At 55.7% G+C, this 26,461-nt stretch carries 39 protein-coding genes and 5 pseudogenes; 29 read left to right on the forward strand and 15 right to left on the reverse strand.

Translation table 11 applies throughout. From position 1 onward, the window contains the following. Positions 1 to 79 precede the first annotated feature (79 nt). On the forward strand, positions 80 to 220 hold the full coding sequence (locus IV04_RS26560) for a hypothetical protein (RefSeq protein ID WP_197062197.1): 141 nt from the start codon (positions 80 to 82) through the stop codon (positions 218 to 220). Positions 221 to 222: 2 nt separating this feature from the next. Here the strand turns inward: IV04_RS26560 and IV04_RS11550 are convergent, their stop codons facing one another. The 14 genes from IV04_RS11550 to IV04_RS11620 all read right to left on the reverse strand — a co-directional run bounded on the left by IV04_RS11550 (position 223) and on the right by IV04_RS11620 (position 8,790). After that, positions 223 to 864, reverse strand: coding sequence for a hypothetical protein (locus IV04_RS11550; RefSeq protein ID WP_037403250.1), 642 nt, complete (start codon positions 862 to 864; stop codon positions 223 to 225). Between the two features lie 136 nt (positions 865 to 1,000). Then, the gene (locus tag IV04_RS11555) at positions 1,001 to 1,378 is read right to left on the reverse strand and encodes a Mor transcription activator family protein (protein WP_037403249.1); all 378 of its coding nucleotides are present in this window, start codon (positions 1,376 to 1,378) and stop codon (positions 1,001 to 1,003) included. Then, complete coding sequence (locus IV04_RS11560; protein WP_197062196.1) at positions 1,375 to 1,800, reverse strand: gp16 family protein; 426 nt, start codon at positions 1,798 to 1,800, stop codon at positions 1,375 to 1,377. Before IV04_RS11560 ends, IV04_RS11555 begins: the two co-directional genes overlap by 4 nt. A gap of 9 nt (positions 1,801 to 1,809) precedes the next feature. Continuing rightward, a complete protein-coding gene (locus IV04_RS11565; protein ID WP_081893200.1) occupies positions 1,810 to 2,007 on the reverse strand; it encodes a hypothetical protein in 198 nt (65 codons plus the stop codon). Continuing rightward, on the reverse strand, positions 2,004 to 2,687 hold the full coding sequence (locus tag IV04_RS11570; protein ID WP_037403245.1) for a DUF2786 domain-containing protein: 684 nt from the start codon (positions 2,685 to 2,687) through the stop codon (positions 2,004 to 2,006). The genes IV04_RS11565 and IV04_RS11570 overlap by 4 nt, the downstream gene beginning before the upstream one ends. Continuing rightward, the gene (locus IV04_RS11575) at positions 2,677 to 2,952 is read right to left on the reverse strand and encodes a hypothetical protein (RefSeq protein ID WP_037403243.1); all 276 of its coding nucleotides are present in this window, start codon (positions 2,950 to 2,952) and stop codon (positions 2,677 to 2,679) included. Before IV04_RS11575 ends, IV04_RS11570 begins: the two co-directional genes overlap by 11 nt. Continuing rightward, positions 2,945 to 3,136: a hypothetical protein gene (locus IV04_RS11580; protein ID WP_037403242.1), complete on the reverse strand. Its 192-nt coding sequence runs from the start codon at positions 3,134 to 3,136 to the stop codon at positions 2,945 to 2,947. The genes IV04_RS11575 and IV04_RS11580 overlap by 8 nt, the downstream gene beginning before the upstream one ends. Further along, the gene (locus IV04_RS11585; RefSeq protein ID WP_037403239.1) at positions 3,136 to 3,657 is read right to left on the reverse strand and encodes a host-nuclease inhibitor Gam family protein; all 522 of its coding nucleotides are present in this window, start codon (positions 3,655 to 3,657) and stop codon (positions 3,136 to 3,138) included. Before IV04_RS11585 ends, IV04_RS11580 begins: the two co-directional genes overlap by 1 nt. 56 nt (positions 3,658 to 3,713) lie before the next feature. Then, on the reverse strand, positions 3,714 to 4,001 hold the full coding sequence (locus IV04_RS11590; protein ID WP_051916772.1) for a hypothetical protein: 288 nt from the start codon (positions 3,999 to 4,001) through the stop codon (positions 3,714 to 3,716). A 283-nt stretch (positions 4,002 to 4,284) separates the two neighbouring features. After that, positions 4,285 to 5,466, reverse strand: a complete 1,182-nt coding sequence (locus IV04_RS11600; protein WP_037403234.1) for an ExeA family protein — start codon at positions 5,464 to 5,466, stop codon at positions 4,285 to 4,287. Positions 5,467 to 5,479: 13 nt separating this feature from the next. Continuing rightward, positions 5,480 to 7,285: a DDE-type integrase/transposase/recombinase gene (locus IV04_RS11605; protein WP_037403232.1), complete on the reverse strand. Its 1,806-nt coding sequence runs from the start codon at positions 7,283 to 7,285 to the stop codon at positions 5,480 to 5,482. Positions 7,286 to 7,288: 3 nt separating this feature from the next. Next, positions 7,289 to 8,218, reverse strand: coding sequence for a DUF3102 domain-containing protein (locus IV04_RS11610; RefSeq protein ID WP_037403229.1), 930 nt, complete (start codon positions 8,216 to 8,218; stop codon positions 7,289 to 7,291). Between the two features lie 11 nt (positions 8,219 to 8,229). Then, the gene (locus tag IV04_RS11615; protein ID WP_037403226.1) at positions 8,230 to 8,541 is read right to left on the reverse strand and encodes a helix-turn-helix domain-containing protein; all 312 of its coding nucleotides are present in this window, start codon (positions 8,539 to 8,541) and stop codon (positions 8,230 to 8,232) included. A 60-nt stretch (positions 8,542 to 8,601) separates the two neighbouring features. Continuing rightward, entirely contained in the window at positions 8,602 to 8,790 is a 189-nt protein-coding gene (locus IV04_RS11620) for a DNA-binding protein (RefSeq protein ID WP_037403224.1), read from the reverse strand. Between the two features lie 25 nt (positions 8,791 to 8,815). Between IV04_RS11620 and IV04_RS11625 the strand changes: the two genes are divergently transcribed. The 26 genes and pseudogenes from IV04_RS11625 to IV04_RS26765 all read left to right on the forward strand — a co-directional run bounded on the left by IV04_RS11625 (position 8,816) and on the right by IV04_RS26765 (position 25,451). Next, complete coding sequence (locus IV04_RS11625) at positions 8,816 to 9,109, forward strand: hypothetical protein (RefSeq protein ID WP_037403220.1); 294 nt, start codon at positions 8,816 to 8,818, stop codon at positions 9,107 to 9,109. 71 nt (positions 9,110 to 9,180) lie between these two features. Next, positions 9,181 to 9,666 (forward strand): helix-turn-helix domain-containing protein, encoded by a 486-nt coding sequence (locus IV04_RS11630; RefSeq protein WP_231566312.1) that lies wholly within the window; start codon positions 9,181 to 9,183, stop codon positions 9,664 to 9,666. Continuing rightward, the gene (locus IV04_RS11635) at positions 9,663 to 10,637 is read left to right on the forward strand and encodes a hypothetical protein (RefSeq protein WP_037403219.1); all 975 of its coding nucleotides are present in this window, start codon (positions 9,663 to 9,665) and stop codon (positions 10,635 to 10,637) included. Before IV04_RS11630 ends, IV04_RS11635 begins: the two co-directional genes overlap by 4 nt. 159 nt (positions 10,638 to 10,796) lie before the next feature. Beyond that, on the forward strand, positions 10,797 to 11,324 hold the full coding sequence (locus IV04_RS11640) for a hypothetical protein (RefSeq protein ID WP_037403217.1): 528 nt from the start codon (positions 10,797 to 10,799) through the stop codon (positions 11,322 to 11,324). A 9-nt stretch (positions 11,325 to 11,333) separates the two neighbouring features. Continuing rightward, entirely contained in the window at positions 11,334 to 11,630 is a 297-nt protein-coding gene (locus IV04_RS11645; RefSeq protein ID WP_037403215.1) for a hypothetical protein, read from the forward strand. Between the two features lie 139 nt (positions 11,631 to 11,769). After that, entirely contained in the window at positions 11,770 to 12,141 is a 372-nt protein-coding gene (locus IV04_RS11650) for a putative holin (protein ID WP_037403214.1), read from the forward strand. A gap of 2 nt (positions 12,142 to 12,143) precedes the next feature. Next, positions 12,144 to 12,866 carry a transglycosylase SLT domain-containing protein gene (locus IV04_RS11655; RefSeq protein ID WP_037403211.1) on the forward strand — a complete coding sequence of 241 codons (723 nt, stop codon included), beginning with the start codon at positions 12,144 to 12,146 and terminating at the stop codon, positions 12,864 to 12,866. 19 nt (positions 12,867 to 12,885) lie between these two features. Next, the gene (locus IV04_RS11660; RefSeq protein ID WP_051916774.1) at positions 12,886 to 13,488 is read left to right on the forward strand and encodes a hypothetical protein; all 603 of its coding nucleotides are present in this window, start codon (positions 12,886 to 12,888) and stop codon (positions 13,486 to 13,488) included. Then, positions 13,485 to 13,817, forward strand: a complete 333-nt coding sequence (locus tag IV04_RS11665) for a hypothetical protein (protein WP_037403208.1) — start codon at positions 13,485 to 13,487, stop codon at positions 13,815 to 13,817. The genes IV04_RS11660 and IV04_RS11665 overlap by 4 nt, the downstream gene beginning before the upstream one ends. Continuing rightward, positions 13,810 to 14,121 (forward strand): hypothetical protein, encoded by a 312-nt coding sequence (locus tag IV04_RS11670; RefSeq protein WP_037403206.1) that lies wholly within the window; start codon positions 13,810 to 13,812, stop codon positions 14,119 to 14,121. The genes IV04_RS11665 and IV04_RS11670 overlap by 8 nt, the downstream gene beginning before the upstream one ends. 2 nt (positions 14,122 to 14,123) lie before the next feature. Beyond that, on the forward strand, positions 14,124 to 14,666 hold the full coding sequence (locus IV04_RS11675) for a DUF3486 family protein (protein ID WP_037440837.1): 543 nt from the start codon (positions 14,124 to 14,126) through the stop codon (positions 14,664 to 14,666). Beyond that, complete coding sequence (locus IV04_RS11680; protein WP_037404577.1) at positions 14,663 to 16,186, forward strand: hypothetical protein; 1,524 nt, start codon at positions 14,663 to 14,665, stop codon at positions 16,184 to 16,186. Before IV04_RS11675 ends, IV04_RS11680 begins: the two co-directional genes overlap by 4 nt. Further along, entirely contained in the window at positions 16,186 to 17,676 is a 1,491-nt protein-coding gene (locus IV04_RS11685; RefSeq protein ID WP_037404575.1) for a DUF935 domain-containing protein, read from the forward strand. Before IV04_RS11680 ends, IV04_RS11685 begins: the two co-directional genes overlap by 1 nt. Continuing rightward, positions 17,660 to 18,508, forward strand: a complete 849-nt coding sequence (locus IV04_RS11690; protein ID WP_037404574.1) for a phage minor head protein — start codon at positions 17,660 to 17,662, stop codon at positions 18,506 to 18,508. The genes IV04_RS11685 and IV04_RS11690 overlap by 17 nt, the downstream gene beginning before the upstream one ends. Next, positions 18,505 to 18,957, forward strand: coding sequence for a phage virion morphogenesis protein (locus IV04_RS11695; protein ID WP_037404573.1), 453 nt, complete (start codon positions 18,505 to 18,507; stop codon positions 18,955 to 18,957). The genes IV04_RS11690 and IV04_RS11695 overlap by 4 nt, the downstream gene beginning before the upstream one ends. Positions 18,958 to 19,194: 237 nt before the next feature. Then, positions 19,195 to 20,301, forward strand: a pseudogene (locus tag IV04_RS11700) (peptidase). Between the two features lie 9 nt (positions 20,302 to 20,310). Beyond that, positions 20,311 to 21,249, forward strand: a complete 939-nt coding sequence (locus IV04_RS11705) for a hypothetical protein (RefSeq protein ID WP_037440839.1) — start codon at positions 20,311 to 20,313, stop codon at positions 21,247 to 21,249. Between the two features lie 2 nt (positions 21,250 to 21,251). After that, complete coding sequence (locus tag IV04_RS11710) at positions 21,252 to 21,587, forward strand: DUF2190 family protein (RefSeq protein ID WP_037404340.1); 336 nt, start codon at positions 21,252 to 21,254, stop codon at positions 21,585 to 21,587. Beyond that, on the forward strand, positions 21,587 to 22,048 hold the full coding sequence (locus IV04_RS11715; protein ID WP_037404646.1) for a gp436 family protein: 462 nt from the start codon (positions 21,587 to 21,589) through the stop codon (positions 22,046 to 22,048). The genes IV04_RS11710 and IV04_RS11715 overlap by 1 nt, the downstream gene beginning before the upstream one ends. Next, on the forward strand, positions 22,048 to 22,515 hold the full coding sequence (locus IV04_RS11720) for a Gp37 family protein (RefSeq protein WP_037404645.1): 468 nt from the start codon (positions 22,048 to 22,050) through the stop codon (positions 22,513 to 22,515). Before IV04_RS11715 ends, IV04_RS11720 begins: the two co-directional genes overlap by 1 nt. After that, positions 22,512 to 22,715 (forward strand): hypothetical protein, encoded by a 204-nt coding sequence (locus tag IV04_RS11725; protein WP_037404644.1) that lies wholly within the window; start codon positions 22,512 to 22,514, stop codon positions 22,713 to 22,715. The genes IV04_RS11720 and IV04_RS11725 overlap by 4 nt, the downstream gene beginning before the upstream one ends. Continuing rightward, positions 22,705 to 23,038: pseudogene (locus tag IV04_RS27105) on the forward strand (phage tail sheath family protein); the annotation flags it as partial. The gene IV04_RS11725 and the pseudogene IV04_RS27105, both read left to right, overlap by 11 nt. A 122-nt stretch (positions 23,039 to 23,160) precedes the next feature. Continuing rightward, positions 23,161 to 24,195: pseudogene (locus tag IV04_RS11730) on the forward strand (phage tail sheath subtilisin-like domain-containing protein); the annotation flags it as partial. After that, entirely contained in the window at positions 24,195 to 24,719 is a 525-nt protein-coding gene (locus tag IV04_RS11735; protein WP_037404642.1) for a phage major tail tube protein, read from the forward strand. The pseudogene IV04_RS11730 and the gene IV04_RS11735, both read left to right, overlap by 1 nt. 2 nt (positions 24,720 to 24,721) lie before the next feature. After that, positions 24,722 to 25,003, forward strand: coding sequence for a hypothetical protein (locus IV04_RS11740; RefSeq protein WP_037404348.1), 282 nt, complete (start codon positions 24,722 to 24,724; stop codon positions 25,001 to 25,003). 121 nt (positions 25,004 to 25,124) lie between these two features. Beyond that, positions 25,125 to 25,451 carry a phage tail assembly protein gene (locus IV04_RS26765; protein ID WP_037404641.1) on the forward strand — a complete coding sequence of 109 codons (327 nt, stop codon included), beginning with the start codon at positions 25,125 to 25,127 and terminating at the stop codon, positions 25,449 to 25,451. Between the two features lie 59 nt (positions 25,452 to 25,510). Here the strand turns inward: IV04_RS26765 and IV04_RS11750 are convergent, their stop codons facing one another. Continuing rightward, complete coding sequence (locus tag IV04_RS11750; protein WP_037404640.1) at positions 25,511 to 25,780, reverse strand: hypothetical protein; 270 nt, start codon at positions 25,778 to 25,780, stop codon at positions 25,511 to 25,513. Between the two features lie 45 nt (positions 25,781 to 25,825). On the opposite strand from IV04_RS11750, the pseudogene IV04_RS11755 reads away from it, so the two are divergent. Together IV04_RS11755 and IV04_RS11760 are read left to right on the forward strand one after the other, a co-directional pair. Then, positions 25,826 to 26,086, forward strand: a pseudogene (locus IV04_RS11755) (phage tail tape measure protein); the annotation flags it as partial. A gap of 79 nt (positions 26,087 to 26,165) precedes the next feature. Beyond that, positions 26,166 to 26,461 (forward strand): annotated as a pseudogene (locus IV04_RS11760) (transposase); the annotation flags it as partial.

The raw sequence follows: 26,461 nt of genomic DNA on the forward strand, positions 1-26,461 counted from the left end.
TCACCCCATTGAAACCACCCTTCTGAGTAAACTAGAATCAAGCCCGCAACGACAAAACTCTTTCAAAAGGATGGTTTCAATGACAACCCAAAACAATGAGCGCGATACACTAGACTACTCTGAAAACCCGAAAGGCGAAGATATTGTAGCCTCAAAAAGCGACGATACCAACGATAAAACAGATCCTCCGGCACCGCCAGCACCATTAAGTAATCGGTGAAATTACGTCTTTTTACTCGCTTTGATTCTTCGAATATCGACCCTGGCAATCTGCTCTACCGGAACGTAGGTTGCCAAGGCTCCCCATGATGAATCGACTACACCTTCGCACTCTTCCCAACTGTCGCCGCTTATCGGCAGGCGATGCGTAACGTAAAGCGTTATATCTCCCTTATTCCCCAATGTGAACGGCCCGTCAGGCCATGCTTCATAATTACCTGGCCGTCGTGATAACAACCCGGAACCATCCTTCAGGTACACATAAATCTCAGTAACTCTGAATTCCGTATGGCCGAACATGGCCTGCCATGCTGAACTCGTGCTGTCAGACCAGGAAATATCATGGTGGCGCAGGAATTTATACATCCACTTGCGGGCGTATTTGCGCCAGAATGCGCCTGAGCCAGCACCAAAGGCCAGTGCAGAGAACGTGGCCAGATACTGCTGAAAATGACCGACGTACAGGTGAAGCGTCAGGCTGTAGAACAGCGACGCCAGCAGCCCAAAAACCAGCGTGGAAAACGTGACGTCAATGGGCTTGTGATGCTCGTTCAGCCCCATGTTCGCAATAAAATAGCCTATGTAGCCACAAACCAGAGTGACCAGTGTCGCCCAGGGCAAATTCAACAGCGACGCATCAAACATGAGGATTTTCCTTTATAGAGAACTGTGTATGCTGTAAGAATAAAAAAAGCACGGTAAGGGGTCTACCGTGCTTTGAGTAATACAGAGATTTTTGAACGTGCTTTAAAAAGCGTTGTGGGTCGCTATTGGCGACGATTCACTTCTCGTCGTCCGGTTCGTCATCAAATAGCTTACCCTGCATGCGATCCAGTTCCTCTTTCTTCACCCGTTTCACAACGCTGTAAATCCACTGAACCGAAACATGAAACTGGCTGGCCAGTTCCTGGTGGTTGCGGCCATTAAACGCATTAAAGATTTCCCGATCACGGACACCCAGCTTCCAGATCATCCCCATCGGGAAGTAGACGTTTTGCCCGCCCCACACCTGCATCATTCTGTTTGCCACAGCTTCCCCTATCTGTTCTGCCAGCGCCGGGTCAATGTCAATAATCTCACGGATGATCTTGGCGGTATGCTGCGCCAGTTCAACCAGCAGTTCAGGGCCTTTGCTGCGAAACTGATTATCATCACTCATGATGGCTTCCTCACTGCGCGGTGTTGCCACTGTTTGAGTTTCTCAATGGCGCTGCTGGCCTGCTCTGGCTCAAGCCATTGCAGGCTATCAACACCGGTTTCACGCTTGATCCAACGAGCCAGGGCCTGCTCCGAACTGTCACGAACAATCCCCTGATCGGCCATCTCCAGCCACAAGGCCCGGATTTTCTTCGACTGAGGGCTATCATCCAGGGGGTGCTGTGCTCGCGCCTTCTTCGCAGGGCGAACCTTGAAGCCTTTCCCCTTTAGAGATTTAAGTACCTTGGTCAATTGAGGAACGTCCATGTCCCGTGTGGAAGTTTTCCCCGTGAGGGTAAGCAGCATCTGGCTGTAGGTGTCTTTATCCAGCTTGAGTTCGCTACTGGCGATGTGAATAAGCTGGATAAGTTTCGGCTTGGACATAATTCCCTCCTAGTCGATGCGTTTTAGGTAATCGACGAATAACGGCAGGGCCAATGGCCACAGCAAGAAAATGACCGACCAGGCCAGCGCCAACTTGATCCCCCGCCAGCGTCTGAAGCTTCCTGCCAGGCGATGCAATTCGGCAACAGACCAGCCGACATAGCAGAACCAAAAAATGCCGTTGAGGTAAATGACCGGTTCCATCATGCGGCACCGCCAATTTTTAGCTGTTCCTGACCATCCACTGGTTGGTGCAGTTGCACCTGGCGACCTTCCTGATAGCCTGCTCGCCTGGCCTCCACCGCGCCTCTGGCGTTACGAGCTTCGCGCCCGTTCAGTTCCTCTGTATGGGTGTACTTTTTCTCCAGCCAGCGTCGCGTCAGGTCTTCTTCCCGCGCTGTCATGGCCAGCTTTTCAATTTCGTTGAGAACGGCGATGATCCAGCCCTCGGCGAACTTGTCCCCTCTGCTGGTCTTGGTGGTGGTTTTGAGGCGTTTGTTCTGTGTTTTGATAAAGTTTTGACGGGCCTTTATCAACTGACGGCCCAGCACTTCAAAGGTATAGGACGCCAGAACAGCACGGTTTTGAGGGCCGTAAAAGCTGACGCGGGTACTGATGCCAGAAAGCAACAAGGACTGAACAGCAAAGGCATCCCGGATGATGGCAAGCAGGCCCAGCATATAGGCAGGGGGGCGTGAGCCGCCCACAGGCCAGTAGTCGCTGATGCTTTCGCTGATATCACTCAACTCTAGGTCAGACTGGTCGATACCATGGTGCTGCATCAGTTTCTGGGCACGTTGCAGAGCCACCGCCGCTTCGTGTGGATTGCTGGATTTGGACAGGGCATATAGCTTCTTCAGCTTGTCCATGATTTTTTCATTGCTCATAGGTTACCCCCAGGCGCTTAGCCAGGCGCTCCAGCTTTTGCTGTTTATGAAAGTCGATCAGGCTTGCCAGACCGTTATGACGGAACTGTTCAATCATGATCTCAACGTCGGCCATTTCACAGGCCAGACGGCGTTCAAGACCTTGATGGTTCAACAAGCGGTTGGATTCGGCAGCCAGCTCGCTGGCCTCCTCGGCCAGCTTGCATAACTGTTTGTCGTAGCCGAACACCTGCAGGGCCTGCCGGTACAGGGCGAGTTTATCCATTGTGGGTCTCCATAGGGGTGAGGTCGCCGGAAGGAAGCGCTGCTGCGTATTGCTGGCTGCAGTGTGGGCAGACCAGGATCAAGTCGACAATCCACTCGCTGAACTCTGGCGTTTGAACCACATCAGCCTGCTTCAGGTTCAGTTGGGACACAGGCTTTTTGCACTGTTTGCAATGAATAGGCATTACTGGATCTCCTGCTCAAAAGGCGTGATGGAGAAATCTTCTTTATCCTTATTAAAGGTGATGCCCTTAATATCTTTCACTGCATCTTTATCTGCCAAAATAGCGTCTTTATTAATTTCCTCTTTGGTACGAATAAAACGGTCGAGTTTCAGGGTTTTTAACGCTTTCAAGACAACATCGACACCTTTGATAGAGACGGAAATTGGACGCGCACGCCACGACACCTCACCGGTATTGAACTTTACCGTCTTGGTTTTGTTGCCATCAGTAATGGCCTCACGATGCGCTTCACACCAGGTCTGCACACCGTTTTGCAGAGAAGATAGCTGGGCTTTCATGGCCTCAATCTCAGGGGTGTGCTTGTTGGTCAGAATGGCGATGCGGTCATTAATGTCCGTTTCAACACGGGTTAACTCCCGTTGGATATCACCAATCTTTTTAATATCTTCAATAACCTGCTCGCGTGACTGCGGGACATAGGAAGTCGCCGCAGCTTTAAGCCGCGTTTTACCTTTTGCCATTTTTAATTACCTGTATTAAGGGTTAATAAATAAAGAAGGTATTCCGATTAAATTAATTACCGCACCTCCCAGCTAATCCGGCAGTTGCAAAGCTGAATTTGATACCGTTCATATTTGCCGCATTCATCCGTGCCATACGCATACTTGACGGCCTCGCCGTTTTCCTGCCGATGTCGACAATTGGCATCATACTGGACGGTGATGGTGGGCCGGGTATACCCATCCAGTTCAATCCGTTCGACGGTAAACCCCATGGTATTGAGTTGCGTTATTGCCAGGCCGGAAGACGCAAGCTGCATCTGGATCGGCATGTTGTCGCAGGGGATGATCAACCGGCTTCTCATGGCGTCACTCCTTCGAAAACAACTTCTCCCCACCGCCCTGGATGCAATTGGGGGAGTAGCTCTCTGAGATACCACCGGGCCATAAAGGCAGGCTTGGCACGGTAACGGCGTGCCCCACGTCTGTGGGCTAATAATCTGACGTACTGGCGAGGTTTACCGCTAAACTCACAATCGGAGAAATCTTCAACAAAGTGCAGATGAACATGCTTCCCTTTGTGCCTCAGTGTCATTCGGTTTGAACGACGCTGTTTCGCTGCGATAGTACGACTCATGGCGCTTTCCTTTATATGCTGCGAATGATGTTGGCATCCACAATCGGGATGTCGTTTTCTGCTGCCAGATTCATGGCGGCGGTGACCAGATTGCCGATGGCCAGAGGGTAAAGCAGGCTGACGGTCTCGACAGCGCTGTTACCGTTTTTGCGGCGCAGGCTGAGCCGTTCGCGAATGGCCTCTACCGCTGACGGGTTCAGCACTTTGTCCATCTCGACACCGGCGCGGGTAAACTTATGGGCCAGAAACGCATCCAGATGTGCGTCCAGTGGGTCAAGCCTCACCAGTTCGCAACGCTGTACAACCTCGCGAACCTCCTGGCTGCGTTCAGATAACTTCTGCTGCAGCTCAGGTTGGCCAATCAGGATGATGGAAATCAGCTTTTTGAACCCGTCCTCAAGTTCAAAGAAGCGCTTCAGGTGCTTCAGGGTCGGCACTGGCAGGCAGTGGGCTTCTTCAATGATCAGAACGTGGCTATGTCCGACCCTGGCGCTCTCTTTCAAAATGCGGTGCAACTGGCGAAAACGGGCCTCGGGTGCCGATTTCAGGCGCTCCAGCGGGGCGATGGTGCTGAGGATGGCTTCGGCAATACTGGCCGCTTTCAGCGTCTTACCGGTGCGGTCATTGTCTTCCATCGCCAGCACATAGGGTTCAATGACAATAATGGGGGCATGTTCCCGGTTGATGCGGTCAATCAGGTCGCGGCGCAACGTGGATTTGCCTGAGCCTGACTCGCCATGCACTGCAATGAATCCACCGTATTTCGCCGTCTGGTACATGGATTCACGCACGTAGCGGCTTTCCGGCGTCAGAAAAACGTCTTCGGTGCTTTGCATGGCCGCTTCATCAAACGGGTTGCGGAAGATGCCAAAGTGTTTACGGGTGTCAGGAAGCAATACCTGCTTTTTCAGTAACATATTTTCCTCTTTATCGGTCAGGGATGTGTCGGTGATCGTCCTGGTGTCGACTGGCTGCACTGCATCAGCCTGCACCTCGTCAAAACTGCCAGTGGTATCAATACCTTTCTGCGCCAGAAACGCGGTGATGCGCTGGCGAACCGCATCGGCATGCTGCCGTGGCCACTGGTTATGATTCACAATCTGCGCCAGCGCCGCTTCTGATATCCCGACAGCCACGGCCACCGCACTTTGCGTAAGCTGGTGTGCCTGTAGCTGTTGCTTGAATGCCAGCATGACTCCTCCTGGGTTACTTGCTGTTAACCAACCTGACCACCACTTCAGAGGTCAGCGCCATGTATTCAGCGGCCAATGCCTCTACCTGGTCGGCGGGAACGCCATCAGGGAAGCGGGTCGTGATATCGGTATAGAATGTGCTGTTCCAAGTTTTCCCCTGCTGTTTGAACTGCTCACGCAGGGTACGTACCACCTCTACCGGATTTAAAAATTGCTCAATGCGTGGGCCACGCACCTTGGAAGCCTCCCCGCGGACGGGCAGATAGGTCGGCGCGATATCCTCTTCAATATCCTTGAAGGGATTCAGTCGGCCACCGAACGGCAGCGTTCTGGCCTTGAGCGCAGCTTGCGCATCAGCCGCAGAGGTTGTTTCAGTCAGCAGTTGATCCAGCTCTGCCTTGTTACGTTCAAGCAATGTCTGGGGAACTGGGGCAAAAGATTCGCCTATAACGGGTGCATCGATAGGGAAGCCGTTCTCATCCAGCATGATTTCGTCAACCTGATAAAAGCATTCCATGCCGTTGTCATCATGCAGCACGACCCGCGCCACGTTCTCTTTGAGGGGGACGACGGTGATCAGCACCGACTCGCCGACGCAAACTAAATCCTGTTCAACCAGTGGGCGCAGGTTATAGCTTTTGCCTTTGAACGGTACGGACATGTCACCCCGAACCTTGCGGCTTTCGGGAGTGGAAACCGCCAGTTCCCGGCAAACGTCCAGTGGTGGTGCCTTGACCAGATGGCCACGGATACCTGCCAACCACTTGGCGGTGCGGGTTTCACCATGGCGGCTATGGATATTCTTGCGGTTGAACAGCATGCGCCAGGCACGGGCCTTGTCGTTAAGGTCGTCCAGGTCGTTAACCTGCTGGAAGCTGAGACGACCTTCGAACTGTCGCTCAATAATGTCACGCGCCTTTTCTACCGACCCAGTTGCACGGGCATTCCGTGCCTTGTGCGGGATCATCCTGACCCCTAGCGATTTGCACAGGTTGCCCAGCGTGGGGGCTTTTAACGCTGAACCGGGGTCGGTGAACAGGATTTCAGGAACGCCGTGCAAAATGTCCGCGCCTTCACGCTCCTGCATGGCATTGATGAGAACACTGGCGAAGTTGGCTGAGGTTTCGCCACCGAACTGGTATTCGACATAAATCCACCCGCTGGTGTGGTCGGTGATTTCAAACGACCACACGCGGTCTTTGGCGATACGGTCAAGATTGTCAGGCTTGTTTTTGTTGAATTCTGCCTCTGGCATCATGTAGAGATTGGACTGCCCCAGGCGTATAGCCTTGCTGATTTTCTTGGGGTTTTTCAGGTAGAACAACACGCAGATGGAGGCATCCAACTGCCAGACATGATTGGGGTGGCGGCTGACCAGGCGAACATGCGGCGCAGCAATTTTCATCTGGGTAGGGTGAAGGCGATGTTTAAGCAAAGCTCGACGCACGGTGTCTTTATGCACCGGCGTGAACTCACCGGTTGCCTGATCCACCTGACCCGCCTGAACCATGCCATTACGGCGACAATCGTCGGTGGCCTGCTCAATGCTGTAAAGGCGTTTGCTGGTCATGCGTGTTGATCCCTTAATAGCCGCAGCGATCGTTTTGACTTCCGCTTCACTGATGATGCTTTTACCGGCATCACTGCGTTTTTTACGTGGTTTGGTGTAAGCCACGGTTTTTAGCTTCTTCAACAGCGTGGATTTGCTGATTTGCAACTCCTCACAGGCTGCCTGATAGATGGCTTCTTTTGCCCCGTGCGGTGCCATCCGGGCTTCCTTGGCAATCTCTACCAGTCGTTCGTTTAGGATGGCGTTCATGGATTAGCGTTCCTCGCTGGGTTCGGTCAGAAAATCAGGCTTCTTGAAATTCTTATCATCCTCGGTGGGGCCGTTGATCCACTCAGGTTCGGTCTGGACAGGCAGTTCAGGCAAATCGAAACGTGAGCGCAGGCACTGGATTTCACGTTCAATATCCAGCAGCAGACCGGCCATAAAGCCGGTATGGGGCACGCCTCGTGCCAGGGTGTCTTCATCCAGGCGAACAAAGCCGTCCGTGATGCTGCCCATGGTTTTTCTGACCATTTCTTCAGCTAGGTCAGAGAGTTGCCCACGCAGTTCATTGATCTCTGCATCAACGGGGAGGCGTTTGAGTTTTTCCCGCGTTTCTTTCAGCTCGTTGATTTTCTCGTCTTTTTCCGCCACGGTACGGCGTTTGGCGTCTAGGTCTTCACGGGTTTCACGCAGGGCGGCTTTGAGTTCACGACTGGTCATGCGGTCGATATCGTCCAGCGTCATACCAGCGATGGTGCCGCCATCAGCCAGTTCAGCCAGATCCCCATCGTCCTCGGTCATTAACTCGAAGAGTTTGGTTTTGCCCAAATGTGCCAGCGCTGGCACATTTGTTTTCAACGTTGGAGAAAGATATTTAGTTGCGGCCTGCATCATTCTCGCGGCAGTTCTATATGGGAGAGCCAGTTCATTTTCGAGGATATCGATTAGAACTCCGTGAGGTTCTACCTCCTTAATAATTACGAGGCGCTTACCTGCTTCCAGCATGGCTTCAGCACTTTGCGCCATATAGAACCGGGCTTCATGCACTATACGGCTGCGGTCATAAGGTAGCCCGTCACCAAACTGCGCCATGATCTGCTGGCGGTGTTCGGTCATAGCATTCAGGTTAAGTTGCAGGTCTTCTGCCAGAGGCACATCTTCAACAAGCTGTGTGGTAATGGTGTTTTTTGGCCGAGCCATTTCGTCACTCCTTAGTTACGGCTACCAGCAAGCACGCGCTGGTTCATTTCTGCTATGCGGGCCTGTGTAGAGGCCATCTCGTTGGCAAAGGACTGTGCAATCTGCAACAGCATCATGCCGGGGGCATAGCGCCCCGAGTCCAAACGCTGGGCCATGCCTTCGTCGACCAATGTGTTCAGGGTGCGAGTAATGTTTGCCGGTGACTCCCCCAGAGCTTTGGCTAGTTCTCCATTGGAAATCCCGTTGAGTGAATGTCCTTTTAGCGCTTTCATGACGCGCAGAGCACGCTTAATTGATGAGGAGGCGTTGGGCGAAATAGTCATAATCAATGCTTACCCTCTTTTCTACAGATGAAACGCTGTTACACTGATTGCAAGCATGTATCATGCTGCAACGGTGCCGGATTTGAGTCCCAACTTGACGGCAATCTCGTGGGCCTTGCCGTAATTTGCCTTGGCCTGGCCGTTAAGAACGCGATAAACCTCGTTGCGCGTATAGCCGTTTTCTTCAGCCCAGCGAGTGAAGGTCATCCCACGCTGCCGGAAGAGAGCTTTGATTTGGTCTGATGTCATAACTTTTCACCTTTTGGATAACTAAATGGATACTGCTGATACTGAAACTCCCAACAAGCTGCTTTACGAGGGCTTGGAAGGTGTTATGTCTTGTTTGCAGGTACTTGTTATTTGCCTAGGTAAATCAGGGCATTTGGATACTGCTGAATACACGCGTCTTCTTGCAGAGTGGCGATTGCAGGAAGCTCCACCTGAGTCAATAACAGAAGCTTTGATCGACCGGATGTTGGCAATGTTGGTTGATGAACCCGAGGTTCTGTTACGGCGTATGAGCATGCAGCTATTACCGGGAAGTGGTGACGAGCAGCAAACTGATTAAGCTTTCTTCCAGTTGAGTTGATGAGTGTCTTCAGTTGATTTCTGGTCATCGTTGCCTCCTTGGTTGATGCAATGATGTTTGGTTTATATGTGATAGATTATGTGATCAATAAGTCACATAGTCAAGGTTGGATAGTGATTAATAAATCAATATTTGAGCGGCTCAAAGAAGAACGGAAGAAACTTAAGTTGACTCAGGCTACTGCGGCAGCGCTTGCAGGTATTAAGCGTGAGACATGGAGCCGGTATGAATCTGGACTTATATCACCAGGAATGGAAGTTCTCGCTGCATTGGCTTCTGCTGGGGCAAACATTCAATACGTTCTAACAGGAGAGTCATCCGGAGTAACTCTTTCCAGAGATGAAATGGAATTACTTCAGCGCTACCGCCAAGCTCCCATTCAGGTCAAAGGATCAGTGTTATCGGCACTAACAACAGGTTCATCCAAAGAACGAGCAGAGCAGGTAATTCATGGCGATGTTCTTGGGAACGTTATCAAAGGTAATGTGACCATGGGGACAGGGGCGATAATGAATAAAAACACGAAGAGAAAATGAGCGAGCTAAAGCAAACAGTTAACGGAGATGTGGGTAACGTTGTCAGCGGCGATGTGACCATTAATAACTATGCTGGTGATATTTCATCTACTGCACAGCAGCCAATCTCATTGTTACAAAAACGTGACCTACACAAGCTAATGGACGAGTTAGTTGAAGCTGGCGAAAGTAAGCGAGAAATGTGGCTGATGCTCCATACCAAACTCAATACGACGACAGTCAATGAGATGACGGCAGCAGATTATCATTGCGCTGTTGGAATCCTGCAAGAGTGCGCTCGACGGATAAAATACCTTAAGGACTGTAATATTCTGGTTGCTAAAATAATAAGTATTACTGGCCAAGAGTACCGTATTGAAAGGGATAGGTATTGCCTGAAGCGTTTTGGTACGACTCACCTCAAGGGAATGACTAAAGAGCAACTTCAGGAAATATTTGGTTATTTTGATGATCTATTAAATAATTGTGAATACGGTAGAACAGAGCCATTGCAGCAGGGGGCAGCAACAGAGCCAATTAAGGCAACTCTATCAACAAAAACAGCTCTATGGTCTGGGGTTGTCATTACTATTGTGGCAGTTTTTGCTGGTTTCATGGGCATTTCAGACAAGTTACCTTCAGTAAAAGATGATACCCAGAACGAAGCAAAACTATTTGCTGTTGAGACAAGTAACGGTGTTATCAATGCATCAATCCCAGCTTTGCGCAGTATTTTTCCTGGTCTTAATAAATATAAAAATGACTTGATTTCACTATCAACTTACAAGCAAAAATCAGGGTGGCATACCCTTAAATTTACCGTTTCACCGCAGTCTTCCGCTCCTGATGCCTATGCTGTCAAGGGGAAGGTCTGTTACATCAACATCAGCCCTGACGGTGGTTATTCTCGTGTTTTAAGCACTCCATGCAGACTCTTATTATTAGATCAGCACAATGTTCCTGATGAAAAGTACCGCTTTATTTTACGATAAGGATATCCGCATCGATGGAAAAACATTACCCGGTTGATTATGAGAACGGTTTATTCCCGTTTTGTTAGGTGATTTTGGGGAGATTCGCGTCGAAGAGACCGGATCGGTTTGTTTTCCTGAATCAAATGTAAATAACATCATTGAGATAAGGACAGGGTTATGCGCTGCGTATTTTTACCATTGATTTTCATCTTGTCTGGGTGTGGAGATAATGCTGATTCTGATGAAACTTCCCCCCCAGCCAAGGAGCATTCAGTTTTCAACGTTGAAACCGATAACCCGGTTGTAAAACGCGAGTTACCATTTATTCGTCAACAATGTCCAGGCTTAGATAAGTATGCTGCCAATTTCGAAGAGGTCAAAGTATCTGATGACAATTTGCGTCCGGTGACAACAGTCCAGTTCCACATTAAAAGCGAGAATAATATTCCAGGCGGTTACATAGCGTCTGACCATAATTGCTTTTTGTTTATATCAAATGATGCTCACGAGGTGAAAATATCTAAATCAGCCTGCCAGTCAGTTTGTTTAGACAGAATGGATGTTCCTGGTGGGGATTTGAGCGTGAAACTTGACAAAGAACATCTTCCTAAGACTGATGGCAGCAAAGCCCCACGAGCAGGTTGTTTGACAGTTTTTTCACCAGACCCTAAGAATGATTATTGGGTATGTCCGAGACAGGACTAAATATTCTGTGTGTTGACGGCTCGCCGGGTGTTCCACCACCCTGCGGGCCGCTCTTTTTACTTCTGGTGTGCGGGTCACCCTGTTGACGCGATACTGCAACCGCGTCAGGAAAAAGAAGAGATCGCCCAGCGACCGATTGACGCCTACAAGCGTGATAATCATTTTGAGCATGATGCGGTTACGCCTGTAGCCGAAGGTGCGTTTGTTGACACGTGCAATCCTATTAATGAGACCGGTATTGAACCGGATAAGGGCGTGTACTGGTTTTGCGCCAGCGATTTCAATCAGTCTGGCGGTGCATTTTAATCCCATGGCAGGCTTATCCTTTGGTATGATTGAGCCGCCATCCTGGCTTCTTTCCCCCGGTACACACTATTAACGCGGTTTAAAATCCCTTTCACCGTCCATTTGTGATGCTGTCTCCACTTACTCAAGGAGACAGATCATGAAATTCCTCAAAACGCTATTAATCCCCGTTACCACGCTAATTTCCCATGTTAAACAACTGCGCCTCGGCGGCTGGCTGCTTACCGCCGTACTGCTGCTGGTGCTGATCGCCCTAGTGTCACCGCAGCAATTGCCAGTGGTGATTTACAAGCTGTCGCTTATTACCCTCGCCGCCGTGCTGGGTTACTGGCTCGACTGTTCGCTGTTCCCCAAATCACGCCCTGGCCAGTACCTCAAGCACGACCCCGTCCTGATGGCGGAAGGCAAGTACCCAGTCAATCCCGGTGATCAACGCGTCTTTGCTGCCGTGCTGATCCGCCGCGCCCTGATTGTGGCGGCGGTCTGCCTCAGCGTTGCGATGGGGCTGTAGCGATGAACTGGCCTCAAATCACCTGGATTGTGGCCGTCACTCTTGGTCTGGGGATGACGGTCACCCTGCACGGCAAACCGCGCACCGGGAAATACAGTTTCTGGTGGCAACTGTTCGGCGCTGGGGTCACTGCCTGGCTGCTCTGGTGCGGGGGCTTTTTCTCGCAGGCCCAGGCCGCACAGCCGTCACTGGCGGCAATGCAGCACCGCGACACGCTTATTCGTGCGGCCCGCGTGGAATGGGGATTGTCTGCGCCGGTGGCCGACTTCGCCGCACAGCTTCATCAGGAAAGCGGCTGGCGCCATGATGCCGTCTCGCCTGTCGGTGCGCAGGGATTGGCACAGTTTATGCCCGCGACGGCGGACTGGATCAGCCAGGTGATGCCCGCCCTGGCCAAGCGCGAGCCGTTCAACCCCGCCTGGGCCATCCGGGCATTGGTGAGCTATGACCGCTGGCTGTGGCAGCGCATCCGGGCAGACAACACCTGCGAGCGGATGGCCATGACCCTCTCGGCGTATAACGGCGGGTTGGGCTGGGTCATCAAGGACAAGGCGCTGGCGCAACAAAAAGGGTTGACGCCCACGGTATGGTTTACCCAGGTCGAAACCGTCAATGCCGGGCGCAGTGCCGCCGCCTGGCGCGAGAACCGGCAGTACCCGCGCCGCATCCTGCACGACCTGATGCCGCGTTATCTAGTTTGGGGAGGGACAACCTGTGGAGCTTAAATCATTACCCTGGCGCGGCATGCTGATCGCGCTGGGGGTAGCCGTGGTCTTGGGTGGGATTTACCAGAAAGGCTATCTCCATGGCCAGGGTGACGCCACGCTGGCAGGCAACGCTGCGCTGAGTGAACTTCAGGCCACTTTTGACCGTGAAAAGCGCGAGCAGACCGACAGAGATAATGCCGCCCTGCGTGCCTGGCAGGAACGCTACCAGGCACAGGTGCTTGCCGCTCATCAGGCTGAGGTGGGCTATCAGGCCACCCTCGCCAGTCTGCAACAACAGAAACAGCAACTACTGAGGAAAATTGATGATGTTACGCAACGCTGGATTGACGAACAGGGCCAGCCTCATGCTGTGCAGTGCGTGTTTACTCGTGGCTTCGTGCAGCAATACAACGCCGCCTTCGGCGTTGCCGAGTCCGGTGCCCAAAACGGTGCTGCCACCGTTACCGCCCAGCCTGGCCAAGCGCCCGGCCCCGTTCACCCCGCTGACGCCCGATTACGTGATTCCGGCGTCACCCAGCGAGACATTCTCGCCAACATCACTGACAACGGCCCCCAGTGCCAGGCACTGAGTGCCCAGGTTAACGGACTGCTGGATTACATCGAGGGGTTGCAGCAATGAGAGTCGAAGTCGAGTTCTGGGCACTGGTGGGGCTATTGGTCACCTTTATGGGGTTTGTGTTTGGCGTGGCCAAGATGTTTTTCGCCCAGTTGGAAAAGCGCCAGATAGAGCAGTTCTCTTCGCTGGACGCCAGCCTTCGGGAGTTCACCAACAACCTGAACACCCTGGAGCGGGAGTTCCTGGAGTTCAAGGCCGACCTGCCTATCCACTATGTGCGTCGGGAGGACTATGTCCGGGGGCAGACGGTGATCGAAGCCAAGCTGGATGCGGTTTACAACAAATTGGAATTGGTGCAGCAGCACCGTCTTGCTGGAGGTAAAAATGGTTGATATCACCCGTGTGCGCCGTGAGTCACTGCGTTGGAGCTTGCTGGTTGCACTCAATAAAACCCGTCCGTACACCGCGTGCGAAACGCTGTTGCTGGATGTGGCCCGTGCCATCTACCCCGATGCTACCGCGCTGGAGCTGCGTCGCGAGCTGGATTATCTGGCTGACCGCCAGATGCTGGAGCTGAACAAGCAGCCCTCCGGGATGTGGTATGCCGACCTGACCCGTCTGGGTGTCGACCTGGTGGAGTACACCGTGGAGTGTGGCCCTGGTATCGCCCGTCCGACCAAATACTGGAGCGAATGATCATGGGGCGTCGCAGCAGTATCGATATCTTGCCGCAAGAGGTACGTCGCTGGCTGGAGCGTGCCTTGACGGAAAACAACTTTACCGGTTATGCCGATCTGGAAGCCTTGTTGCGTGATAAAGGCTATCTCATCACCCGTGCGTCACTGCAACGCTTTGGCTACAAGATGGAGCAGCAACTGGCGCGGGTGCGTGCGGCCACTGAAGCGGCACGGCTGATGGCGCGTGAAGCCGGAGACGATGCTGATGATCGTTCGGCGGGGCTGATGGCGCTGATCCAGACGGAGATGATGGATATCCTGATGCGGTTGCAGCAGGTGGGGGATGGGGATGATCCTTCAGACCGGGCCAAGTTGCTGGCCACCGCCTCGAAGAACATCGCCACCCTGACCCGCGCCTCTGTCAACCTCAAACGCTTTCAGAGCGAGGTACGTGAGAAAGTCGAAAGTGCGGCCAGCGCGGCCGAGAAAATCGCCCGCAAAGGGGGCTTGTCCGCCGAAGCCGTCCAGGCACTGCGCCGTGAAATCATGGGGATCGCCACATGAGCCAACTGACACCCATGTTACCTGACACCTCCACCCTGGATGTGCCCGTGGTGCTCATGCCTTATCAGCAGCGCTGGGTGGCTGACCCTTCGCCGCTCAAGGTCATTGAGAAAAGCCGCCGCACCGGCATCACCTGGGCCGAGGCGGCAGACAATGTGCTGACCGCCGCTTCGGCAGCATCAGCTGGAGGGATGAACGTCTATTACATTGCCTACAACCAGGACATGACCGTGGAGTATATCCAGGCGTGCGCCATGTGGGCGCGGGCCTTCAACTACGCGGCCAGCGCGATAGAGGAAGGGTTCTGGGAGGAGGAAGAAGACGACAAACATATCAAGACCTACACCATCCGGTTCCCGGATGCGGGGTTTCGGGTGGTCGCGCTGTCCAGTCGGCCCTCCAACCTGCGGGGTCGCCAGGGCATCATCGTCATTGACGAGGCTGCGTTCCATGAGCAGTTGGGTGAACTGCTGAAGGCCGCACTGGCGATGCTGATCTGGGGTGGCAAGGTGCGTGTCATCTCCACCCATAATGGTGTCGAAAACCCGTTCAATGTGTTGCTGAATGATATCCGTGCCGGACGCCGTGACGGCAGCGTGCATCGCATCCCCTTTGAGGAGGCGGTGGCCGAGGGGTTGTTCCGCCGTGTGTGCCTGCGTACCGGGCAGACCTGGTCGGCAGAGGCCGAGCAGGCGTGGATGGCATCGGTGTACAAGTTCTACGGTGCCGGGGCCAGCGAGGAGCTGGATTGTATCCCGGCCCATTCGGGCGGGGCCTGGCTGTCCCGTGCCCTGATTGAACTGCGCATGACCCCTGATACCCCGATTTTGCGCCTCACCTGCCCAGAGGGCTACGAACTCAAGTCCGATGAGGTGCGGTTCAAGGAGACGCAGGACTGGCTGGACGAAAACCTGAAGCCGCTGCTGGCGGCGCTACCTGCAGATGCGCGTTCGTTTCTGGGGCGCGACTTTGGTCGCAGCGGTGACCTGTCGATTGACTATCCGCTGCTGCAGCAAAAGAACCTGGTACGCCGGGTGCCGTTCGTGCTGGAGCTGCGTAACGTGCCGTTCAAACAGCAGGAGCAGATTTCCTGGTTCCTGATGGATGGCCTGCCCAATCTGATGGGCGCGGCGTTTGACGCCGGGGGCAACGGAGCCTATCTGGCGGAGTATGCCATGCAGCGCTACGGGGCCAGTCGGGTACAGCAGATCAAGCTGAACGAAGGCTGGTACCGTGACCATATGCCGCCGGTCAAAGCCGCATTGGAAGACGGCAATCTGGAGGGGCTTCCCCAGGATGAGGATACGCTGAATGACCTGCGGGCGGTGCAGGTGATCAACGGCGTCCCTCGCATCCCAGAGCAACGATCCAAATCCAAAACGGATGGCGGTAAACGTCACGGCGATGCGGCTATTGCCCTGGCGCTGGCCTACTTTGCCAGCCGTGAACTCAACAAGGGGCCGGTGACCGTCAATTCGCGTCGCCGTCGACAGTCTGCCCGCATGCTGGAGGGGTACTGATGGCCAAGGGAATTTACGTTACACCGACACAGTTTGTTTCTTTTGCCGAGTCCAAGCGCGACCTGACCCGCGAGATTGCCAGCCGTGACCGGGCCATGGGCGTCTTCACCGGGTATCTCAGCAGCCTGCCGAACCCCGACCCCATCCTCAAATCACTGGGGCGGGATATCAGCGTGTACCGTGACCTGCGGGCCGAGCCGTTGGTCGGCAGCAGCATTCGCCGCCGCAAGTCTGCCGTCAAAGCGCTGGAGCGTGGGCTGACCGCGAACGGGGCCTCAGACGCGGTAATGGCGTTTCTGACCGACGTCATGAGCCAGTGGGACATTGACCGCATTATCGGTGAGCTGTTGGATGGCCCGCTGTTCGGCTACCAGCCTGCCGAACTGACCTGGGAAAAAGACGGTGGCCATCTGGTGGTCAGCAACATTGTCGGCAAGCCGCCCGAGTGGTTTTCCTTTGATGATGGCAACCAGTTGCGCTTTCGCTCACGCCATGCCGGACTGGCGGGGGAACTGTTGCCACCGCGCAAGTTCGTGGTGGCCGCGCAGGATGCGAGCTATGACAACCCCTATGGGTTTCCTGACCTCTCCATGTGCTTCTGGCCCGTCACCTTCAAAAAGGGCGGCTGGAAATTCTGGATGCGTTTTACCGAGAAGTACGGGAGTCCCTGGGTGATTGGCAAACACCCGCGTGGCACGGCGCAAAGCGAGATTGACCTTATCCTGGATGCGCTGGAAACCATGGTGGAAGACTCTGTGGCCGCTATCCCTGACGATTCTTCCGTAGAGATTCTGGAGGCCGCAGGGAAAGGCGACTCCAGCGGGATTTACAAGGATTTGATCCAGATGGCCCGCAGCGAAATCTCTATCGCCTTGTTGGGGCAAAACCAGACGACAGAAGCCAACAGTAACAGAGCCTCGGCGCAGGCCGGGCTGGAGGTGACCGCCGATATCCGTGACGGGGATGCGTCCCTGGTGGTGAGTACGGTGAATCAGGTGTTGCGCTGGCTGGTTGAACTCAACTTTGGGGATGTGCCGTGCCCGGTGTGGGGCATGTGGGAGCAGGAGAGCGTCGATGAGATCCAGTCCAAGCGGGATTACAATCTTGCGCAGGCCGGTGCCATCTTCACCCCGCAGTATTTTCAGCGGGAATATGGCCTGCAGCCGGGTGACCTTCGGGAGTCTGCGGTGACCACGCCGTTGACCGATGTGGCGTTTGCCGAAGCAGCAGCGGATGCTGACCTGAACGCGCAGGATCAGCTTGACCATGCGCTCGACAGCCTGATGAAAACCGGCAAGCTGGACAAGGTGCTGACCCCCGTGTTGGCCCCCCTGTTCGCTGCCGTTCGCCAGGGCGTCTCCCCCTCTGAGTTGATGGGCCAGTTGGCCGAACTCTACCCGCAGATGGGGGCTGACGACCTGCAGGAACGGTTGGCCCGCGTGCTGTTCGTGGCCAAGGTCTGGGGGCGGCTGCATGCCAACGCTCAGTAATGACGCTTTATCCATGATGTTTGGTCTGCCCCCGGAGCGGGTGATTGGCTACCTGAAGGCCAAGGGGTTCGCCATCTCCTGGGACTGGGAGGAGGTGTGGCAGGAAGCCCATGCCCAGGCGTTCACCGTGGCCAAGCTGACCCGGCTCGATGTGCTGGAAGATGTGCGCCGCGCCCTGGAGCAGGCAGTGGTGGAAGGCAAAACCGGGCAGTGGTTCAAAAAAACGCTGACGCCGGTACTGCAGGCCAAGGGATGGTGGGGGGAAGTCGAGGCCACCGACCCGAACACCGGGGAAACCGTCACCGTCCAGCAGGGCAGTCCGTGGCGGCTGGACACGATTTTTCGCACCAACATGGCCACGCTCTACAGCGCAGGCCGTTGGGCGGAGATGACCGAAAACGCCGCAGACCGGCCCTACTGGATGTATGTGGCCATCCGTGACAGCCACACCCGCAAGAGCCACCTGGCGCTGCATGGTCTGGTGTTCCCCTCGGACGATCCCTTTTGGCGGGCGTTCTACCCGCCGAATGGCTGGCGTTGCCGCTGCAGCGTGATCGCCCTGTCGGCAGCGGACGTTCGTGAGCGCGGCTTGCGTGTCGGGCAGTCCGGGGAGGCGTTGGGCTGGTCGCTAAAATTGGTCTCGGAGAAAACCGGCGAGCTGCAGCCCGTGGCGCAGTACCGGGTGCGCGATGCGGTGCGCAACAGCGAGATTATCGTCAGCCCGGATGTGGGCTGGTCATACAACCCCGGCGAAGGGTATCGCCCCGACCTGGCCAGATACCAGGGCAAACTGGCCGGATTGGCACAACGTGAGTTGGGAGAGAGACCATGAAAGAACTGATGACCGTGACGGTCAACGACAAGGCACTCCGCCAGGCGCTGAAATCCGTGGATGCGGCACTGGCGGACATGACGCCACTGATGCGCCGCCTGGCTGAAACCCTCAAGACGGAAACCGACTTCAACTTTGAGGATGAGGGTCACCCCGCCTGGGAGCCGTCTGTGGCCGCACTGGCCCGAAGTGGCATGACGCTGTCAAAAAGCGGGTTGCTGCGCCGCAGTATCACCACGGCCTATGACAGCAGCAGCGCGGGGGTGGGTACCAACGTTGACTATGCTCGCATTCACCAGTTAGGTGGCAAGGCAGGCCGTAACCTTGCCGTCACGTTGCCCGAACGTCCCTATCTGCCCGTGGATGCTGACGGTAACCTGCAGGCGCGGGTGGAGCAGAAGCTGTTAGACCAGACTCTGTCCTACCTCACTGAGGTGACCCGGCGCTGACAGACGCACGGCGGCGTCAAGGGGCGTTGGTGATACAACGACGCCCCTTTTCCCGTTCAACGCCTTTATAAAGCTTTACAGGGGCGTTGTTTTCCCTTCTGACCACCGATGATCCGACATTATGTTGACCGGGTGTCGAAGTGTGCCTGAAATCGCCCCCGCACATTACTAAACCCGTTTAAAAGTCTTGCCCCCGCCCAGGCGACATACTGCCCCCTGAACTTCCACGGGGGACACATGAACCTACTTCATATCTTCAAGGCCGGTACGCATACCGATATGCATGGCCAAAAGCTGCAGTTTAGCGATGCCGATATCCAGGCGATGGCGGCAGCGTATGATCCGGCGCTGCACGAAGCCCCGATTGTGGTCGGCCACCCGAAAACCGACGACCCGGCTTACGGCTGGGTAAAAAGCCTGGCGGCCACCGGCAAGGACATGCTGGCCGAGCCGCATCAGGTTGACCCGGCGTTTAAAGAACTGGTCGATAACCATCGCTTCAAAAAAATCTCTGCCGCCTTTTACGCCCCGGACTCACCGGGCAACCCTGTTCCCGGCGTCTACTACCTGCGCCATGTGGGTTTTCTGGGTGCCCAGCCGCCCGCCGTCAAGGGCCTCAAGTCTGCCGAGTTCGGTGAGGCCAATGAAGGGGTGGTGGAGTTTGCCGACTGGGGATTCACCACCAGTGCCACCCTGTTCTCGCGCCTGCGTGACTTCATGATTGAACAATTCGGCCTGGAGAAGGCTGATGAGGCGTTGCCACCCTGGCAACTGGAGGCGCTGCGTGAAGCGGCCAATCCCCCAGGGAAACCCCACCCCGCATTTTCTGACCCCGCTGCTCCGGCAGCACCAACTGAAACCCCCACGGAGGAAACACCTGTGGATGAAGAAGAAAAACTGCGCCTTCAGCAGGAGAACGCAGACCTGAAACGTCAGCTTGACGAGCGCAAGCAGGCCGAGTTGAACACCAAACTGGCGGCGACGCACGACGCCAACGTGGCGTTTGCCGACACGCTTATCACAGAGGCCCGTCTGGCCCCTGCCGGTAAGTCGGTGATCGTCGCGCTGCTGGATGCAGTCAGCTAGGGTGACAAGCCGGTGGAGTTTGCCGAAGGCACCACCACCCAACCGCTGGCCGACGCCTTCAAGTCCCTGTTGCAGAGTGCGTCACCGGTCGTGGAGTTCAGTGAAGTGGCCACCGGTGAGCGTCGCCGCAAATCGAGCGACGGTTCGGTGGAGTTCGCCGACGCCGACCCTGACCAACTGGCCCTGCACCAAAAGGCGCTCACCCTGAGCAAGTCCGAAAACATCAGCTACGAAGCAGCCGTCAAACGCTGTCTGTAAGGAGAGTCCATGTCAGATTATTTACGCGGTAAACGGGTCGTTGACCCGGTATTGACCACCGTCGCCCGTGGCTATCGCAACGCTGCGTTTATCGGTGAGCGCCTGTTCCCGGTGGTCGAGATGGAGAAGGAAGGCGCGAAGGTGCCGACCTTTGGTAAGGGTGTGTTTGCGGTGTATGAGACCATCCGTGCGCCGGGGGCGGATAGCAACGTGATGATCCGCGAGAAGACCGGGGCCATGGACATCGTGCTGGACGAGCACGACCTGGCCGCCCCCGTGGACTACCGCGAAGAAGCCGAGTCGATGTTCAACGAAGAGGCCAAGGCGGCTCGTCGTTCGACCAGCGGTATCCAACTGCGTCGCGAGGTGTTTGCCGCCACCCTGGCGCAGGACACCAAGATTTACGCGTCCAACGCGGTGAAAAAGCTGACGTCAACCACGGCCTGGGGAGCGGCCAACAGCAACCCGATCAAGGATGTTGAGGCGGGGATGGATGTGGTGCGGGGCAATATTGGCTTGCGCCCGAACCTCATCACCATGGGGGCCAGCGTGTTCTCGCTGCTGAAATTCCACCCGGCCATTCAGGCGGCGATTGGGGCCAATGAACGCAAGCGCATCACGATTGAAATCCTGAAAGACCTGTTCCAGGTGCAGGACGTGGTGGTGGGTGAATCCCTGGCGCAAAGCAAGGACGGTAAAAGCACCAGTGATTTGTGGCAGGACAACCTGATGTTGCATTACGTCAGTGGCCCACAGAGCGAAACGGACAGCGCCGACGAGAACGAGCCGTCCTTTGGCTACACCTTCCGCCGCAAGGGGATGCCGGTCATTGACAAGTACTCCAGCGCCGGGGGCAAGGTCAGCAACGTGCGCTTCACCGACATCTACAAGGTGGCGGTGGTGGGCAGCGATGCCGGGTACATCATCACCAACATTAAAGGGGCCTGATCATGGTGACTCAGCAAGTGATTTTGACCACTACCCTGGTGGCTGCTGCGGCACTGACCCAGCAGCGCCTGGTGGGCGGTGACGGTAAACCCTGCGCGGCGGGCTTACCGGCGCTCGGGGTAGCCGAGGTGGACGCGCAACCGGGTGACGCGGTGCCCATCAATGTCCTGGGCATCCTCGTTGTCGAGGCAGGGGCCGCACTGACCGCCGGGCAGAGCGTGCAGTCTGACGGCAATGGGTGTGCCATTCCCCTGGTGACCGGTAAATCCCCGGTGGGAATGGCACTGGATGCCGCCGCTGCGGCCGGTGACCTGGTGCGCCTTCTGCGAGGTGTGTGATGCCGTACTGTACGCCCGGTGATATTGAGCGGCTGATCCAGCGCCGCACGCTGATTGAACTCACCAATGACCTGTCGGACATGGCGCTTGATAAGCCGTTGCCGGACACGGTCAATGTGGAGGTGGTCGAGGAAGCGATCCGTTATGCCGACGAACTGATTGATGCCTATCTGCGGGCACGGTACCCGCTGCCGCTGGCGAATACGCCCACGGTGGTCAAGGATTTTGCCGTGAACCTGGTCTGCCATCGGTTGTACCAGCGTCGCCCGGATCAGGACTTGCCGGAGGTCATCAAGGATGCGTACAAGGCCACGGAGAAAGCGCTGATTGCCGTGCGGTCAGGCACCTTGACGCTGGGCGTACAGGAAACCCAGGCCGACCAACCCGAATCCGGCGAGTTCCGGGTTCGGGGGCGTCGTCGCCGTTTTGGCGGCCCGGATGGGCTGCTGGAGAAATACTGATGAATACCCGCAGCGTTATCGAAGCCACCGTAGAGCGGTTGCGCCGGAAGTTACCGGCGCTGCACAGCGACTTTTTCCCGGAGAACCCCGACGCTTTTCGCCTGACGCATTCCTTGGGCGCACTGCTGGTCAGTTATGGCAGCTCCGATTACGGCAATCAGCAGGATATCGGCGCAGTGCTTCAGCCCCAAACCGTCAAGTTCACCGTCACCGTGGTGGTGCGTCAACTCAACGGTAAGGGAGGTGCTGTCGATATCCTGGATTATGTCCGCCAGGCACTGGGGGGCTGGACGCCCCCGAACTGCCGTCGCCGGGTGTGGCTTATCCATGACCGGTTTCTGGGCCAGGTGAACGGGGTGTGGCAGTACGTGCTGACGTTTGCCACGGAGACCGTGTTTATCCAGGACGTCGAGCCGAACGACTTACCGCTCCTGACCGAAGTGAACTACGAGGAAAGCGAATCATGAATTATCTCTATTGCGGCCCGGCCAGCGGTGTGACGCTGGCGGACGGGGCCGAGGTGTTGCTCTGGCCAGGCAAGGCGGTTGCGTTGCCGGAAGACCATGAGTATGTGAAAACCCTGGTGGCGCTGGACTATCTCAAGCCGTTGCCGGACTCCTTTGCAACCGCAGCTACCGGCACGACGGGGGTGAACGATGGCCGCTAACTATCTGCATGGTGCTGAGACCATCGAAGTCGAGCGCGGTGCCCGCCCGGTGAAGGCCGTGAAGTCGGCGGTGATTGGCCTGATTGGCACCGCGCCCATTGGGTCGGTCAATACCGTTACCTTGTGCTTGTCAGAGAAAGATGCGGCGCAGTTCGGTAGCCAACTGCCTGGCTTTACCATCCCCCAGGCGCTGGACGCGATTTATGACCACGGGGCGGGTACCGTGGTGGTGATCAACGTGCTCGACCCGGCGATACACAAAACCAGCGTGCCCACGGAAAGCGTCACGTTTGACAAGGCCACGGGGCGTGCGCGGCTGGCGTTCGGTGCCCTGTTCAATGGGGCAGCAACCTATGGGGATGCCAGTGCGTTGGCTCGCTCGTTTGGGAAAATCCTCACGATCACGCTGACCGGGACAGGCAACACGCATTACGACAAGGATGTTGACTACCGCATCGATGAGGCTACTGGCGAACTGGTGCGCCTGGGGGGCGGGAAACTGGCCCTTGGTGCAACCGTCACCGCCGCCTACACCTATGCCGACCCGAGCAAGGTCACCGCAGCGGATATCATCGGGGCAGTGAATGCGTCGGGCAACCGCACCGGTCTCAAACTGTTGAACGACACTTACAACCTGTTGGGCTTTCTGGCCAAAATCCTGATCGCCCCGGTGTACTGCACCCAGAAGAGCGTTTCCACCGAGCTGATTGCCATGGCGGAGAAACTGGGGGCGATGGCCTATATTGACGCGCCGATCGGCACCACCTTCGCCCAGGTACTGGCGGGACGTGGCCCGGAGGGCACCATCAACTTCAACACCAGCTCTGACCGGGTGCGCCTGTGTTATCCGCATGTGAAAGTCTACGATGCGGCCACCAACACGGAGCGCCTGGAGCCGTTAAGTCAGCGGGCTGCAGGGCTGCGTGCCAAGGTTGACCTGGACAAAGGCTTCTGGTGGTCGTCGTCCAACCAGGAAATCATGGGGATCACAGGGGTGGAACGCTTGCTCTCTGCGATGATTGACGACCCGAGCAGCGAGGTCAATCTGCTCAACGAGCAAGGTATCACCACGGTGTTCAACAGTTACGGCACCGGCATGCGTCTGTGGGGCAACCGTTCGGCTGCCTGGCCCACGGTGTCGCATATGCGCAACTTTGAGAACGTCCGCCGTACCGGTGACATGCTCAACGAATCCTTGCGTTACTTTAGCCAGCAGTTTATGGACAGGCCGATTGACCAGGCGCTGATTGATGCGCTGACCGAGTCGGTGAATGCCTATGGCCGCAAGCTGATTGGTGACGGGGCACTGCTGGGCTTTAGCTGCTGGTTTGATCCGGCCCGGAACGAGGAGACCGAACTGGCCGCCGGTCACCTGTTGCTGAGCTACAAATACACGCCCCCGCCCCCACTGGAGCGCCTGACGTTTGAAACCGAAATCACCTCGGAATACCTGGCCAACCTGAAGGGAGGTAAAAGCTGATGGCAGGAAAAATTGAAATCAACCGTATCACCAACGCCAACATCTATCTGGACGGGGCCAATCTGCTGGGCCGTGCAGAAGAAATCAAGCTGCCGGATATCTCCATGACGATGCAGGAGCACAAGGCATTGGGGATGGTGGGCAAGGTGGAACTCCCGTCCGGCTTCGACAAGATGGAGGGGGAAATCAAGTGGAACAGCTTCTACCGGGATGCGATGCTGTCTGCCGCCAACCCCTACAAGTCGCTGGCCCTGCAGTGCCGCTCCAACGTGCAGCGCTACAGTTCCCAGGGGCTGATTGATGAAATCCCGCTGGTGACGTACCTGACCATCATGTTCAAGAAGAACCCGCTGGGCACCTTCAAGCAGCATGAGAATGCCGAGTTCTCCAGCAGCTTCACCTGCACCTACATCAAGCAGGTGATCGACGGCGAGGAACTGCTGGAGCTGGACTACCTGGCTAACATCTTCCGTGTCGGGGGTGTTGACCAGTTGGCCGATTACCGCAGTAATATTGGGGGCTGACAATGACCGTTGAAATTGAGGACAAAGGCGGGAACTGCGGCTCCATCGGTATGGCTAACGGCACCTGGTTCACGCTTCTGGATATTCCCGGCGTTGACGCGTTGTTCAATACCCAAAAGACCAATGATCCGATTGATTGCACCCGCTCAAAGGCCCGGAAGTTTGCCAACCTGATCGAGGCATGGACACCGCCCGACCACTGGTTTAGCGGGTTGACTAAAGCCGAGGGCAAAGCGATGCTGATTGAGTTCCTGCGCCACTGCAAGGGCTTTCGCACTCGCTGATACCTTGCCCCCAAGGGGCTTAGGCCCCTTTCATTCGCTAACGGCCTTTATTATCCCTCTCCGCTTTATAGCGACATACTCCTGCTATACCTCAAGTCAGAGCGCCCAACAGGAGCACCTCATGTCACAGTCAGAAATGTGTTTTACCCTTAAATTCCCCTACAGTTGTGCCGCAGGCAATAACATCACCGAGTTGCCCTTGCGGCGTCTCAGCGTCAAAGACCTGAAAGCAGCCCGTAAAATCAGCAGTAACGCGGCTGATTGGGATGACATCCTGCTGTCCCGTGCCACCGGTATGCTGCCGGAAGATTTCGACAATATGGATCTGGAAGACTATCTGGAGTTGCAGAAGCGATTTCAGAAAATCACAGGGATGGGTAAGGGATCAGAAGGCGCTAACCCAGGCGCAGGGGCTGCTGGCGAGGTGGTTCCAGTTCCAGCCGAGTGAGATTGACGCGCTGGAGCCGGACGAACTGGAGATGTGGCTGGCGCAGGCGGAGGAGCAAATCAAACGCGAGTACGGCGACAACGCTTGACCAGGGCCACCACGCCCAGCACGACGGCGGCGAGTAGCCACAGGGCGGGCTGCAGTACTGCAGCGGCCAGGGCCATCACCAGACTCAGCAGTACCGCCCCCCCGCCAATCATCAGCACCCACACCAACCCATCCGAGCTGGTTGTCACCGTGTAGATAACCAGCTTGGTCAGCAGGTACAGGTAACCACCGACAAACAGCGTGACGGCAAGGGCCTTGAGCGTGTTCAGTGTGGTTTCCATCTTGCCTTCCTTTATATAGGCATCAGTGTGAAGAGAGTGTAAATCGTGGCCAGTAACTTTTCTATCGGCGTAATGATTGGCGGGCTGATTAACAGCAGCTTCCGCTCTGCCATGAGCGGCACCCGTCGTTCGCTGGAGTCGCTGGGCGAGACCTCGCGCCGCCTGGAAGACAGGCAAAGTGCGTTGAGCCGTGCGGCTGAACGTTATGGCCAGATTGGCTCACGCAGTGCCCTACGCCTCAATACCGACCTGCAGCGCGTGGGGCGAACCCTGGAACAGATTGAACGCCAGCAGAAACGCCTGTCCCGTGCCTTGTAGTGGATCAGTAATACCGGACACCTCAATAGCCTGTTAATTTAATGACAGCCAATTGAGGTAATTGATAATGACTCAACCTAAACAGACCAAACGCCGTTTTTCTCCTGAATTCAAACTGGAAGCTATTGAGCAGGTCGTTAAGTATCAGCGGTCAACCATCGAGGTTGCACGCGCTCTGGAGTTGGACCCCAGCCAATTGCGTAAATGGATACGCCAGTACAAAGAAGAAGTCAGCGGGGTGTCGCCGGACAATCCTGCACTGACACCAGAGCAACGTGAAATCCAGTCGCTCAGAGCGCAGATTAAACGGCTGGAAATGGAAAAAGAAATACTAAAGCAGGCAGCCGTGTTGATGAGCGAGCT

Origin of the sequence: Serratia sp. Ag1 (assembly GCF_000743355.1) — a bacterium.
Classification (GTDB): domain Bacteria; phylum Pseudomonadota; class Gammaproteobacteria; order Enterobacterales; family Enterobacteriaceae; genus Chania.